The organism is Nocardia puris, from assembly GCF_036051655.1.
GTDB lineage: Bacteria > Actinomycetota > Actinomycetes > Mycobacteriales > Mycobacteriaceae > Nocardia > Nocardia puris.
Genome location: NZ_CP107943.1, coordinates 3,117,900 through 3,129,036 on the forward strand (window position 1 = coordinate 3,117,900; position 11,137 = coordinate 3,129,036).

Here is an 11,137-nt window from a genome sequence, read left to right on the forward strand (position 1 = left end):
CTCGAGGTCCTTATCAGGGTGTTTCGGTCTGGTCAACGCATCCCTTCGAGCCAGATCGGGATCTGTCGGTAGCGAACCTGTATAGCATCGGCGTGCCACCGCTGGTCGCGAAACGCCGCATACCTCTCACCGATACGACCACCCGGTCGGTTCAGTCCGCGATGCCCGCCGCGTTCGCCAGGCTGCGCAGCGTGTCCGACGCCCGCCGCTGTTGCGTCGCTGTCGTCGTGATGATGTTCCGCACTGCCGACGATGCTCGGAAATGCTCCGGCGCCACCATGCGGGACTCGGCCAGCGCGCTGATCGCCGCGTCCGGATCACCCGCCAGCAGATGCGCTCGGGCTCTGTCCAGCCAGTACTGTGCCTGCCGCTCGGTCGCCATCCCCGCCGGCAGCCTCGTCCCACGCGCCACCTCCAACGCCCGCCCCGGTTCCCCGAGATCCACCTCCGCGCACAGCTCGTACAGGCGTACGTTCGCGGGCCCGACCGGCGTCCCGTACACGGTGCCGTCCGGTACGCCTCTCCCGAGGACCCGCGCCTCGGCCAGGTGGGTGCGGGCGGTGTCGGCGTCCCCGGTCGCCGCGGCGATCGTCGCGGCCCGCATGTGGAGGATGGAGTACACGGCAGCAGCGGTGGCGTCGTCGTCCACGACCGGCTCGAGGTCGGCCATCGACCGCACCAGCAGCCGCAACGCGGCCCCGGACGCACCGATTCGGGCGAGGGTCGCGGCCTTCACATAGTGGGTGGTGGCTAGCAGCAGCGGGTCACCGGAGCGGGTGGCCGCCCACTCCATCCGCTCCGTCGCAGTCAAGCTCAGGTCCGCGTAGCCAAGCTTGTGGGCGACGGTGTTCGCCGCCCGGTAGGCGTCGGTCAGCAGCGCGTACGCGGGCTCGCCGTGCTCGGTCCCGGAGATGAGCAGCCCGTCCACCAGGTCCGGCAGCACCTGTGCGATCTTGCGGTACTGGGTGTCGCGACGCCACTGCGCCACCTGCGCCGACACCCGCCGCAGCTCCGACAGCGGCATCGGCTCCAGGGACGGGTCCATCAGGTCGGTCGCCGCCAGCGTCCGGCGCAGGATCGGCACCACGTCCAGCTCCCGGCGCTCCGGTTCGACGCCGTGCAGCACGGAGGCGTCGACGCCGAGCGCGCGGGCGACGGCGCCGATCCACACCGACGAGGCCGAGCTGTGGCCGCGCTCGACCTGTGCGAGCATCGACCGCGAGACGTTCGCCGCCGTCGCGAGCTGGTGCTGGGTGAGGCCGCGCGTCTTGCGCCACTGCGCGATCCGCGCGCCGACAGAATCTCCGGACTGCATACCCGCCAGACTACCCGTGTTCGCTTCGAACATTCCTCGAACAATCGCCTGTTCACACGGCCGTAGCGTGAGGGACACCCCCGACACCGGGGCGCCCGCGTCTCCCGCTCCGCGAGCCGGTCGCCCACCGACGTGCGACCCCCCGGTGCCGGGGTCCTACCGGACCGCGACCAGGGGGCCACATGTCCGTTCCCGCCGACGCCCTCGGCACCTGCCACTACCTGCGCACCGTCGCCGCCCTACCCGTCCACGCCGACGACCGGGGCCGCATCATCGCCACCATCGGCGGCAACCTCCGCGCCGTCACCATGCCCGAGTACTGGGGCTACCGGGTCCGCGACCACCTCGCGGACTGGCGGATCGCGGGGCCGATCATCTGGCACCCCATCCGGCAGCTGACGTTCCTCACCGGCGCCCACGATGAGGTCGACCTCGACGACACCACGGTCGCCGCGATCCGCGCCACCGGCGTGCGCGTCCTCGACACCGGCACCCTGCTGCCGCTGCCGGGCCCGCACTCGGAGGTGATGGGCTGGGACACCCCCGCGCGCGACGCGTTCCGCCCCGCGATGTCGTCGGTGCTCGCCGCACTCACCGCCGTACTGGACGCTCAGCGACAGGAGGTGCCGTGGGGACACGCGACGCGCTCGGCCTGATCTGCCTAGACCTCACCGAGGACGCCGAGACAGCCCGGCATCAACTCCGGCGCCTCGCCGCCGGCCACGGGCTCGACCTCACCGACACCATGACCTACCGGCGCACCGAGAGCGGCTGGATCTACCGGCTCATCGAGAGCGTCCACCACCTCGGCGCGCACGCCGTCGTCGCGCCCGGCCACCAGCACGTCGACGGAGCCGAGCTGGCGGTGACCGGCGTCGCGGACCTCATCGCACCCGGCGCTCACCACCCGTACATCGGGTACGGGCCGGGATTCGTCCGCCCGTCGCGGGTGCAGCGGTGAGCTGGGTGACGGTGGGTCTCGCGGCGGTGATCGCCATCCCGGTCGCGGTAGTGGTGGCGATGATTTTCTGGCCATCGGACTGGGGCTGAAACTGGGGGTTGTACACCAGTGCACACGTGCTGTACACTGGTGTACATGAGCGAGACGGCGATCACCTACCGCACCGACGACCACTACGGCGACGGCGACCTCCACATCTGGGAAGCCACCATCGACAACACCGTCATCGGCGCCCTCTACGTCGACATGGTGCGCGCCGAGATCGCCAATATCGAGGTCAACACCGACTACCAGGGCCAGGGCATCGCCCGCCGCCTCTACGAGACCGCCGCCGCTCAGATGCCCATCTACCACGCTCCCGAGCAGCACCGTACCCCCGAGGGGGATGCGTTCGCCCGCGCGGTCGGCGGCGAAACCGTCGCCCCCTACGCCTGCGACTGCTGGGCCTGCGAAACCGCCGACGAGGAGATCTGATATGCCAATCGAACCGCACGAACTCGAAGCGTGGGCTGGCCCCGCCTGGGCGGAACTCGACGGCGCGCAGCGTGAACGTCTCGCGCGTTCGGCCAACGCGATCGCCGCCCGCTACCCGGACCCCGACGACCAGGATCTGCGTGACGCGGCCCTGTCCGCGACCGTGCAGCACCTACTGGGCGAAACCAGCCTGGAGGACGCCGCCCACGAACTCGCGCGCACACGCCGCGACGAGGCCGCCGCCCGCGCCGCCATGCGGCAGATCGTCATCCTCTCCGCCAGGGACGGGGTCTCCGAGGCCGCGATCGCGGCACGCACCGGACTGTCCCGCGCCCGCACAGTGCGGGCCTGGCTCGGTGAGGCGTGATGAAGACTCACTCGCCTCGGACTGGGAGTGCGAAACCGACGCCCTGCGCGCCCAGGTCGCGCGCGACGAGGAAGCCGATCCGGGCCGGTGAGCGCTGCGGTGTCCGCTAGCCCTTCTGTAGGGCTTTGGACACCGCGGCGATGCTGACTCCCCACAGCGCCGCGATCTCGGCGAGGGTGGCGCCCTCGGCGCGCAGCTTCCGCCATGTGGCGTTGCGGCACGCCCGCACCTGCGCGGCGAGATCCTCGGCGGCGAGCCGCATCATCTCCCCGAACGGGTCGGCGTCACCGGTCGGGGCGAGTGCGCGGGGGTCGCGGGCGGCGGACTCCTCGGCGAGGACGGCGAGCCGGCGCGCCTGCTCGGCGAGGGCGGCCCAGTGGCTGGACGACATGTCGGTGCTCCTTGTTTCGTTGCGCTAGGCAACGGGTTGAGCCCCGCCCGAAGGCGGGGCCTGGCGGTCAGATCCAGCGCTTGAGCTTCACCTCGGTGATCCAGTCCCCGCCGTGCTCCTCGAACATCTCGGCCGGGGTTCGCTTTTCGGCGCGGCGGCGGTTGTCGCGGGCGCTGCCGCGGTCCTCCTCGTAGGAGACCTCCGCGTACTCCATGTCCCGGTAGTGCTCGACGTAGGTGTAGGGGCCGGTCTCCGAGCCGTAGGTGTAGATGACGGTGGCGACGGCGCCGGGGTGGCGGGTGGGGGTGTAGTCGGTGTCGGGGAGGGTTTCGTGGTGGGCGATGGCGTCGAGCAGGGCGGACATTTCGGGGCCTTCCGGTTGGTGGTGACACTACTTTAACCCCCCGGTTGAAACTGTGTCAACCCCCCGGTTGAATTGCGGGGTGAGCTGGCCCGGAAACACGAGAAGCGCCCCACCCCGTGACGGCGGGGATGGGGCGCAGTCGGATGGACGTAACAGCCGCCGGTCACCGGGCGATCATGGAGCCATGTCTATTCGCTCCTTCGCCGCCGTTGTCGGTGTCACCCTGATCATCGTCGGCGCAGCAGGTCTGCTGTGGGGACTGTCGATCTCCGAGCCCGCCATGTTCGGCTCCCGATCTGTCGACTGCGGCTCCGCGCTGAGGATCGAGCCAATGGACGGCTCATCCAAGATCGGCGGGCCGCACGGAGAGCAGCTGACGGAACAGTGCGCCGACGCAGCCCTTGTCCGTCGAGTTATCTTCTGGCCAATCGCCGGGATCGGAGTGATCGTGCTGGCTGGCGCTGCGCTGATTCGGCCAGCACGCCAGCCCTAACACCCCCGTCCGCCGGGCCAGCAGCTAGGTGATCCGCACCCACGTGCTCGCTCCCGTTTGCACGGTGAGCGAGCTCGCCATCGCGGCCATACCCTCGACGGTGATGGCGTCGTCGTCGGCGACCGTGACACCGGTCGCGGTGACGGTGAGCGTGCCCGATCCGACCGCAGGGATGGCGATGTTCGCCCCCTCGAACAGGAGGCTGCCGTTGCGCATCAACCGCAGCCGACCGTTGACGTTCGCGAACTGGCTGTTGTTGACCGGGATTGACGCTGCCACAGTCGCATTCGACTTGCCGCCGTTCGACACCAGGGCATGAGCCACCACCGTCGACCCGGGGTAGTTCGCAGTGTCGGCGACCCAGTTCGGGATCTGTGCGTAGGACGTACCGAGTAGCTGGGTGCCGTTCTTGGTCATGCCGCTGGGCTGGAACTGGATCGCGGTGACCACGGGCGCGTGACCCGCCGCGGCGGCCGTTGCCACTGGCGGGGCGATCGACGCGTCGGCAGTCACCGTCGGCGCCACTGCCGCCACAGTCGCTGTCGCCGCTGGGGCGGTGGCAGAACTCGCCGCCGTCGCCGATGGGGCGCCTGCCGCTGCGCTCGCGGTCATCGTCGGTGGGGCGACGGCGATGCCCACGACCGGTGGCGGCGCTTGGGCTGTCGCGGTGGCCGCAAGGACCTCGGCGGCCGACGTAGCTGTCACGACAGGGGTCCCTGCCGCCGCGCTGCCCACTGCCGCAGGCGCAACCACGGCGATGACGTACGCAGGGGTGGGAGCATTTGCCGTGGCCGCAGCGGTTACCGCGGTTGCGGTGGCTGTGGCGGTGACGACCGGAGCGCCTGCCGCCGCCGAGGCCGCGGCAGCAGGCGGTGCGACAGCGATGCCAACCACGGGCGGCGGCATGAACGCCGCAGCGGCGGCGGCGGGAGCGGAGACGACTTCGGCGTCCACATACCCCGGCGGCAGCATCGCCGCAGTGGCGGTCGCGACCACGGCCGCAGCAACGCGAGGCGTATCCGCTGGGCGCATCGCGGCAGACGCGGTCGCGCGCGGCACCGACACGGTGACGTGCGACGACACCGCTGGAGGCAGTGCGGCCGCCATGGCCGTGGCTCGGGCCGCGCCGAACCCCGGCGTCACCAACGGGGCGAGCACCAGGGCGGTCGCGGTCGCCGCCGCCACCCCGACGACACCGGCGGCGAGGTCGGACCACACCATCTGGTCGCCGAGGTAGACGCGGGTGATGCGCTCCTCGCCCAGGTAGATGCGCTGGGTGGGCTGGCCGCGGGTGAAGATCCCCATGTGGGCCTAGGCCGCCGAGATGGTGAGGATGCCCGCCGCGTCCCACACGATGCTGAACGTGCCCGCGGTCGTCGAGATGTTCTGGTCGAAGTCCACGTAACCCAGCAGTGCTCGGGTGGCGTCCGAGCCGGGGGAGGCGTCGTAGACGACGGCGTAGCGGGCGGTGATCGTGGAGTTCGGCCAGGACGTGTCCGCAGCGTCCAGGGCCAGGGTGTTGGTGCCGGCGTTGTAGCTCGCGGTGCAGGACCCTAGCGTCGCGCCACCTGCGGTGTAGCCGGTGCCGGTGACCTCGTTCGTCACGTCGGACTTGTACCGGTGCGTGTCCTGGTTCGGCGTGTACGAGCTGGTGCACAGCATCACCTTGATGGTGTGGGTGTCCCAGTCGATTTCGCCGTTGGCCAGCGACTGCAAGCCGAGGCCGTACCACTTTGCGCTGACTGCCATGGTGTTCTCCTTGCTCCGGGTATGCGAAAGGCTCCCGCGATGCGAGGGCCTTGGGTGGGGATCGTGGTTACGGCACCACGTACAGGGTCTCGGGGTCGGGGGTTTCGAGAGCGTCGTAGGCGGTCTGCGAGATCCGTTGCGCCCGAGCAATTCCCCCGCCGTTGCGCACCGCGGACGCCTCCTGCGCGGGCGGGACGGGTAGCCCGGCCTGGATCAGCGGCCACAGCAGGATCGGGGTGTCGCTGTCGGGGACCTCGATCCGGTACCGGGTCGGCCCGACCCACACGTACGCGGGGCCGGGGTCGAGTTCGGTGGTGGTCAGCACCCCGCCGACAGCCTGGAATGTCTTCTGCGCGGCGGTGATCAGGCCCGTGCCGTCGTCGGACTCCCGGTCCAGGATGGAGCGGAACGCGAACACCGTGCTGTCGTCGGCGCCCGCGATGCTGGAGACCGGGGAACTGATGACGGTCATGCCGTCACCTCGGTGACGCCGAGCATCATCAGTGCCAGGGCGTAGCAGCCCTCGGTGTCGACGGGTTCCTCCGGGGTGAACGATCCGACCTGCGCGGCGAGCTGCCGCGCGGCGCTCCCGCCGTCCTCGCGGGCGGGGTAGACCCGCACGGACGGTGCGTGCTGGCCGACCGCGGGGGCGACCACGACCGTGACGAAGTCTCGCTCTGCGCCCGCGATTACCCGCGGTGGGTCGAGCCGGAAACACCTTGCCTCGCCGAAGAATCCGGGCACGTTTTGGGCATGCACTCGTGCGGTGTGGGGCATCAGATTTCCTCCCTGAGGTATTCGAGGATGGTCACGCAGCCAGCCGCACCGCTCGCTCCGGCGCCGCCTCCGCCGCTGGGGAATCCACCTGGGGAGCCGGTGTTGCCGCCGCTGCCGGTCTGCGCCCACTCCCAGAGGGACGGGGCGCTGGTGTTCGGCGGGACGAGTCCGGATCGGCCGCCGGTTCGGCTGCCCGATCCAGCTCCCCCGCCCGCGCCGGACAGCAGGCTGAACGGTGCGTTGGTGATGCTCTCGCCGTCCTCGCCGGCCGTGCCGCCGCGCCCGCCGCGCATTCCCGCAACCAGGCCGCCTGCGCCGCCGTTGAGTCCGCCGAGTCCGCCGGGGACCACCACGTCCATGAACTGGCTCGCGCCGCCGTCGCCACCGGCGGTTCCTCCGGCACCGACCAGCACGGCGCTGCTCGCTGGAATGTCATGCAGGGGAATGCGTTCCAGGAGCACGGCCGCCCCTCCGCCACCGCCGACCGTGGAGCTTCCCGCGCCACCACCGGAGCGGATGAACGCGTCGAGGCGGAGCAGGCGCTCAGGACGCGTCCAGATGTCGTTCGTCGTGTAGACGTGCATGACGAGGATGATGTGGTGCTCCTCGGTCACGAGAACCGCTCGATGATGTAGGCGATACCGTTGGCGCCCGCCCCGCCGGAGGCGTTCTCGCTACCCCCTCCGCCACCGCCAGCGGGATAGCCGCCGGCCGCACCGGCCTGCACGGCACTACCGCCACCGCCGCCGCCACCGCCCGTGGCGACGACCGCGCTCGGCGAGGTTCCGGGCTGACCGGTGATGCCGCCGGGGCTGATGCCGCCCTGCCCGCCGAAACCGCCCACCGAATTGCCCCCGATGTTGTTTCCGCCGCCTCCGCCCCCGCCGCCTCCGCCCCCGTAGAGATCATGAGACGCATAGGAGCCGCCGCCGTGGCTGCCCATCGCCAGGTCGGCGTCACCGCCACCACCCGCACCGCCGTCGCCGCCGGGGATCATCCCGACGCCGCCGAGGCCGGGGTGGCTGCCGCGCCCGGCGCCGCCGCCTCCGCCGATGCCGCCGCCGAGTCCGCCGCCGCCGCCGTTGCCGCCGCCCGCAGTGAGCCACGCGGGCTGGCCGAGCGGGCCGAACGTGGTGTTGCCGCCACCCTGCCCGCCGAAGCCATCACTGCCGGTGCGGGCCGCGCCGCCCGCCCCGCCCGCACCGATCCCGATCTCCAGGGGCAGGAAGGCGCCGGAGCCATCCTTCGGCAGCAGCGACGCCGGGAGTCGTAGGTAGTGGACCTCGCCGCCTCCGCCACCACCTGCCCCGCCTGAACGCTGGCCCGGCAGAGCGTCGCCACGGCCGCCGCCGCCACCCGCCCCGGCGGCGATCAGGATCACCTCAAGAAACAGGACGCCCTGCGAGGGTGTCCAGACCTCGCCGTCGACGAAAACCCACGCGTCGCCCTGGAGGATGGCAGCCTGGACAGCGGCCTCCAGGTCGGCGAGCTGCTGGGTGTGATCGGTGATGATCGGGAGGTCGCTGACGTATTGGTTGTCGACGATCCCGAAGATCGCGTCCAGCACCGTGGCGAAGCCGCCGAGGATGGCTGCGATCGCGGCGGCGATGATCGCGAAGATCCCGCCCTCGATCTGCCCCCACCGGCCATCTCCCATGGTGGTTTTCAAATGGTCGGTGACCGCCGTCTCGGTGCGCCCCGCCATACTGGGCGCGCCCGAACTGCCGACACCCCATTCGGTTCCGTCGAATCCTGCGCCAGGAGGGAATGTCACACCGGTCTCCCATTCCGGCCGCCACCGCGCAGCACGGCGCGCAGGTGCTCGGTGTCATGGCCGTATTCGTCGAGGCGCGTGATGGCGATGCGCAGAGTGTCGGACAGCTCTCCGACGCGCTCACGGAGGTTGTCGACGCTGCGCTGCAACGTCTCGACATCGTTGCGGAGCGCAGCGTTGTCCTCCCGCAGATCATCAGCAATCTCCCTGGCCATGCGCGCCGCGATGTCGGCGTAGTTCGCCGAGTTGAGCCTGCGGGCAGCAAGCCATCCGATCACTGCCACGACGACGGAGGCCGCACCACCACCCACGAAAATGGTTGCCAGATCGGTCATTCCGCCTCCATCTGCCGCACCATCCGCACCGCAGTCACGACACGGCGGATATCGCGGACGACCATCGCCAGCGCACACACGGCGATCGCGGCGGACAGCCACGCGGCGAACGTCGCCCGGTCCGCCCAGGTGGCCTGGGTGACCGCGGTCGCGTAAGCCGCCGCAGCGGCCGTCACCTGGGCATCACCAGCGATCTGCATCCACAGCCCGATCGGGCGCCGCCGCCGGTCCAGCCACAGCCCGGACAGGGTCAGGGCCGGGCCACCGATGAGCATCGCCACCCACGCCACCGCGACCGCCTCTCCCATCGCCGCGGCGATGGTGGGCGGAGGCGCACCCAGCGAGATCGCCTGCACGCCCGCGCACGCGAACGCGGCGTACACGATCACCTGGTAGTGGCGGACGCTCTCGGCATCGACCCAGCGGACGGCACGCCTCACTCGCTGCCCCCGCGCGGTGGCGAGACGAGCCGTTGCACGTAGGCGGTGCCCGCCGCGATGACCGCGCCGATCGCCGCGCCCGCCACCGCCTTCCAGTCGCCCGCGCTGGTGACGTCGAACTCGCCCCCGCCGATCACGCCCGCGACCGCGAGGAGCACGGCGACGGCGATCGTCGCGACCGCGCCCTGAAGGGCGGTACGGGTCGCGCGCTCGCGGGCGTCCGCACGCGGGTCGGGCGGCTCCTCACCCGGGCGGGGCAGGTCCGCCAGAAACGTCTCCAGCCTCCGCCGGGCATCGGCCTCGGCGTCGCGCACCGCGGCGTCGATCCGGCCCTGGATCTGCTCGAGCACCTGATCGCGCACCAGGTCGACGACGTTCGTTGGGCGGGTCACGCCTCACGCTCCGCGAGTAGCCGCTTGATCTCGGCCACGTCGGACCGCAGCTCGGCCACGGCGTCCACCAGGGTCAGAGGCTCGCCTTTCTCGTTGAGGCCCAGCTGTTTCCAGCCCCGCGTCACCTGGTCGGCGATGTCGTTGACGAGCTTGTCGATGTAGTACACGGCGGTCGCGTACGAGACCTGAGTCCCCTTGAAGTTCTTGAACATCTCGCCCCACACGGTGCCCTCTCCTCTCTGTGGCGGCTGGCCCTTCATCGCGGCAGCCACGTCGGCCCGGAACTTGTTCATGTCCATCCCGCCCGGGTCCCATTTCCCCTGGCTGGGTCCGGCCCACTCCTTGTGGCCGATGACGTTGCCCGCGCCCCGACCGAGCTTCGTGAGGATCGCGGCAACGCCGCGCACGTAGGCGTCGTATTGCTTCGGGGACCAGCCCTCTCGGCCGTTGTTCTCCGCCTCGATGCCGATCGTCACCTGATTGGCGTTGTTCGGCGGCAGTCCGGGGTACGAACCCGACCCGGCGTGCCAGGCGATCCCGGCGCCGCACACCGTGTACACGCCGTCACGTGACAGATGGAGTTGGGAGGCGAGGCCGAGGGATGGGTGCTGGGCGATGTACCCGGGGTTGTTGCTGGGTGGGTTGCTGCCGGTGTGGTGCGCGACGACACCCCAGATCGCCCCGAAGTCACCGTGCCCACGATCTCGCCAACCGGGGTGCTCGCGCACCACCAGTCCGGCCGCGCGCAGCACGTCCGGGAGCCACAGGGGATCAGCCATTACTCTGCTCCTTCGCTCGGGATCTCGCGCGGGCGAGGTGTTCTTCCGCCGCGCGGACACGGTCGATCGCCTCGGGGATCTTCTGCTCCAGCTCGGCGGCCATCGCCGCGCGCTGTTCAGGGTCGGTGAGCGCGGCGATCCGGTCGGCCAGGCTGGGCTGGATCGCGCGCAGCATGTCCTCGGCCTGGCGTTTCTGCTGCTCCGGCGTCGACCCAGACTCAGCGGCGGCAGCTTGGGCGCGTTCGTACTGCGCGCGCTTGAGCCACTGGTGCGGTTGCAGCCAGCCGGCCTCCGGGTGCCCGCCAACAGCGACGGGCAGTTCCTCCATGAGTGCGGGCACGAGCACGATGCCGCGGCGGATCATCTGCGCCGCCCACGCTCGTCGCACCTGCGGATGGATAGGCACCTGCAACTCGGGGTTCCCCGCCTGCCCGGGGAACGTGTCCAGGATCGCGGCGATCATCTCGAGCTGGTCGGCGTCGTCATGGAACAGCGGGTGAGTGTTGTCATTGTCGGGCAACGGGTT

Annotated in this window: 19 protein-coding genes; 5 read left to right on the forward strand and 14 right to left on the reverse strand. The window is 70.8% G+C overall.

All coding sequences use genetic code 11. The features are described 5' to 3' along the window. Positions 1 to 151 precede the first annotated feature (151 nt). Positions 152 to 1,315 (reverse strand): helix-turn-helix domain-containing protein, encoded by a 1,164-nt coding sequence (locus OHB21_RS13995; RefSeq protein ID WP_195126617.1) that lies wholly within the window; start codon positions 1,313 to 1,315, stop codon positions 152 to 154. Between the two features lie 182 nt (positions 1,316 to 1,497). Between OHB21_RS13995 and OHB21_RS14000 the strand changes: the two genes are divergently transcribed. The 4 genes from OHB21_RS14000 (at position 1,498) to OHB21_RS14015 (ending at position 3,117) form a co-directional block, all read left to right on the forward strand. Continuing rightward, on the forward strand, positions 1,498 to 1,971 hold the full coding sequence (locus OHB21_RS14000) for a hypothetical protein (RefSeq protein ID WP_195126616.1): 474 nt from the start codon (positions 1,498 to 1,500) through the stop codon (positions 1,969 to 1,971). Further along, complete coding sequence (locus OHB21_RS14005; protein ID WP_195126615.1) at positions 1,944 to 2,276, forward strand: hypothetical protein; 333 nt, start codon at positions 1,944 to 1,946, stop codon at positions 2,274 to 2,276. Before OHB21_RS14000 ends, OHB21_RS14005 begins: the two co-directional genes overlap by 28 nt. Positions 2,277 to 2,411: 135 nt before the next feature. Continuing rightward, positions 2,412 to 2,750 (forward strand): GNAT family N-acetyltransferase, encoded by a 339-nt coding sequence (locus OHB21_RS14010; RefSeq protein WP_328439072.1) that lies wholly within the window; start codon positions 2,412 to 2,414, stop codon positions 2,748 to 2,750. A gap of 1 nt (position 2,751) precedes the next feature. Continuing rightward, positions 2,752 to 3,117: a hypothetical protein gene (locus tag OHB21_RS14015; RefSeq protein ID WP_328439074.1), complete on the forward strand. Its 366-nt coding sequence runs from the start codon at positions 2,752 to 2,754 to the stop codon at positions 3,115 to 3,117. Between the two features lie 106 nt (positions 3,118 to 3,223). Here OHB21_RS14015 and OHB21_RS14020 read toward each other — a convergent pair whose 3' ends face one another. Further along, a complete protein-coding gene (locus tag OHB21_RS14020) occupies positions 3,224 to 3,508 on the reverse strand; it encodes a hypothetical protein (RefSeq protein ID WP_328439076.1) in 285 nt (94 codons plus the stop codon). Positions 3,509 to 3,575: 67 nt separating this feature from the next. Beyond that, positions 3,576 to 3,872: a hypothetical protein gene (locus tag OHB21_RS14025; protein ID WP_328439078.1), complete on the reverse strand. Its 297-nt coding sequence runs from the start codon at positions 3,870 to 3,872 to the stop codon at positions 3,576 to 3,578. Between the two features lie 184 nt (positions 3,873 to 4,056). Here OHB21_RS14025 and OHB21_RS14030 point away from each other — a divergent pair, with 184 nt between their 5' ends. Continuing rightward, positions 4,057 to 4,365 carry a hypothetical protein gene (locus OHB21_RS14030; RefSeq protein ID WP_195126610.1) on the forward strand — a complete coding sequence of 103 codons (309 nt, stop codon included), beginning with the start codon at positions 4,057 to 4,059 and terminating at the stop codon, positions 4,363 to 4,365. Between the two features lie 24 nt (positions 4,366 to 4,389). Here OHB21_RS14030 and OHB21_RS14035 read toward each other — a convergent pair whose 3' ends face one another. The 11 genes from OHB21_RS14035 to OHB21_RS14085 all read right to left on the reverse strand — a co-directional run bounded on the left by OHB21_RS14035 (position 4,390) and on the right by OHB21_RS14085 (position 11,131). Next, positions 4,390 to 5,670 (reverse strand): hypothetical protein, encoded by a 1,281-nt coding sequence (locus tag OHB21_RS14035; protein WP_328439080.1) that lies wholly within the window; start codon positions 5,668 to 5,670, stop codon positions 4,390 to 4,392. A gap of 6 nt (positions 5,671 to 5,676) precedes the next feature. Then, positions 5,677 to 6,114: a hypothetical protein gene (locus OHB21_RS14040; RefSeq protein WP_328439082.1), complete on the reverse strand. Its 438-nt coding sequence runs from the start codon at positions 6,112 to 6,114 to the stop codon at positions 5,677 to 5,679. A gap of 67 nt (positions 6,115 to 6,181) precedes the next feature. Further along, positions 6,182 to 6,586 carry a phage upper tail fiber protein gene (locus OHB21_RS14045; RefSeq protein ID WP_328439084.1) on the reverse strand — a complete coding sequence of 135 codons (405 nt, stop codon included), beginning with the start codon at positions 6,584 to 6,586 and terminating at the stop codon, positions 6,182 to 6,184. Next, on the reverse strand, positions 6,583 to 6,891 hold the full coding sequence (locus OHB21_RS14050) for a hypothetical protein (protein ID WP_328439086.1): 309 nt from the start codon (positions 6,889 to 6,891) through the stop codon (positions 6,583 to 6,585). Before OHB21_RS14050 ends, OHB21_RS14045 begins: the two co-directional genes overlap by 4 nt. After that, positions 6,891 to 7,505 (reverse strand): hypothetical protein, encoded by a 615-nt coding sequence (locus tag OHB21_RS14055; protein ID WP_328439088.1) that lies wholly within the window; start codon positions 7,503 to 7,505, stop codon positions 6,891 to 6,893. The genes OHB21_RS14050 and OHB21_RS14055 overlap by 1 nt, the downstream gene beginning before the upstream one ends. Then, positions 7,502 to 8,665: a hypothetical protein gene (locus OHB21_RS14060; protein ID WP_328439090.1), complete on the reverse strand. Its 1,164-nt coding sequence runs from the start codon at positions 8,663 to 8,665 to the stop codon at positions 7,502 to 7,504. Before OHB21_RS14060 ends, OHB21_RS14055 begins: the two co-directional genes overlap by 4 nt. Continuing rightward, on the reverse strand, positions 8,662 to 9,000 hold the full coding sequence (locus tag OHB21_RS14065) for a hypothetical protein (protein WP_328439092.1): 339 nt from the start codon (positions 8,998 to 9,000) through the stop codon (positions 8,662 to 8,664). The genes OHB21_RS14060 and OHB21_RS14065 overlap by 4 nt, the downstream gene beginning before the upstream one ends. After that, positions 8,997 to 9,440 (reverse strand): hypothetical protein, encoded by a 444-nt coding sequence (locus OHB21_RS14070; protein ID WP_328439094.1) that lies wholly within the window; start codon positions 9,438 to 9,440, stop codon positions 8,997 to 8,999. Before OHB21_RS14070 ends, OHB21_RS14065 begins: the two co-directional genes overlap by 4 nt. After that, positions 9,437 to 9,832, reverse strand: coding sequence for a hypothetical protein (locus OHB21_RS14075; protein ID WP_328439096.1), 396 nt, complete (start codon positions 9,830 to 9,832; stop codon positions 9,437 to 9,439). Before OHB21_RS14075 ends, OHB21_RS14070 begins: the two co-directional genes overlap by 4 nt. Beyond that, the gene (locus tag OHB21_RS14080) at positions 9,829 to 10,611 is read right to left on the reverse strand and encodes a peptidoglycan recognition protein family protein (protein ID WP_328439098.1); all 783 of its coding nucleotides are present in this window, start codon (positions 10,609 to 10,611) and stop codon (positions 9,829 to 9,831) included. Before OHB21_RS14080 ends, OHB21_RS14075 begins: the two co-directional genes overlap by 4 nt. Next, entirely contained in the window at positions 10,604 to 11,131 is a 528-nt protein-coding gene (locus tag OHB21_RS14085) for a hypothetical protein (protein ID WP_195126599.1), read from the reverse strand. The genes OHB21_RS14080 and OHB21_RS14085 overlap by 8 nt, the downstream gene beginning before the upstream one ends. Between the last annotated feature and the right edge of the window lie 6 nt (positions 11,132 to 11,137).

Bases quoted from the DNA above. Each gene is read 5' to 3' on its own strand.
- OHB21_RS14010 (WP_328439072.1), top strand. From the start codon at position 2,412: ATGAGCGAGACGGCGATCACCTACCGCACCGACGACCACTACGGCGAC.
- OHB21_RS14000 (WP_195126616.1), top strand. From the start codon at position 1,498: ATGTCCGTTCCCGCCGACGCCCTCGGCACCTGCCACTACCTGCGCACC.
- OHB21_RS14020 (WP_328439076.1), bottom strand. From the start codon at position 3,508: ATGTCGTCCAGCCACTGGGCCGCCCTCGCCGAGCAGGCGCGCCGGCTC.
- OHB21_RS14025 (WP_328439078.1), bottom strand. From the start codon at position 3,872: ATGTCCGCCCTGCTCGACGCCATCGCCCACCACGAAACCCTCCCCGAC.
- OHB21_RS14035 (WP_328439080.1), bottom strand. From the start codon at position 5,670: ATGGGGATCTTCACCCGCGGCCAGCCCACCCAGCGCATCTACCTGGGC.
- OHB21_RS13995 (WP_195126617.1), bottom strand. From the start codon at position 1,315: ATGCAGTCCGGAGATTCTGTCGGCGCGCGGATCGCGCAGTGGCGCAAG.
- OHB21_RS14065 (WP_328439092.1), bottom strand. From the start codon at position 9,000: ATGACCGATCTGGCAACCATTTTCGTGGGTGGTGGTGCGGCCTCCGTC.
- OHB21_RS14050 (WP_328439086.1), bottom strand. From the start codon at position 6,891: ATGCCCCACACCGCACGAGTGCATGCCCAAAACGTGCCCGGATTCTTC.
- OHB21_RS14045 (WP_328439084.1), bottom strand. From the start codon at position 6,586: ATGACCGTCATCAGTTCCCCGGTCTCCAGCATCGCGGGCGCCGACGAC.
- OHB21_RS14015 (WP_328439074.1), top strand. From the start codon at position 2,752: ATGCCAATCGAACCGCACGAACTCGAAGCGTGGGCTGGCCCCGCCTGG.
- OHB21_RS14040 (WP_328439082.1), bottom strand. From the start codon at position 6,114: ATGGCAGTCAGCGCAAAGTGGTACGGCCTCGGCTTGCAGTCGCTGGCC.
- OHB21_RS14030 (WP_195126610.1), top strand. From the start codon at position 4,057: ATGTCTATTCGCTCCTTCGCCGCCGTTGTCGGTGTCACCCTGATCATC.
- OHB21_RS14080 (WP_328439098.1), bottom strand. From the start codon at position 10,611: ATGGCTGATCCCCTGTGGCTCCCGGACGTGCTGCGCGCGGCCGGACTG.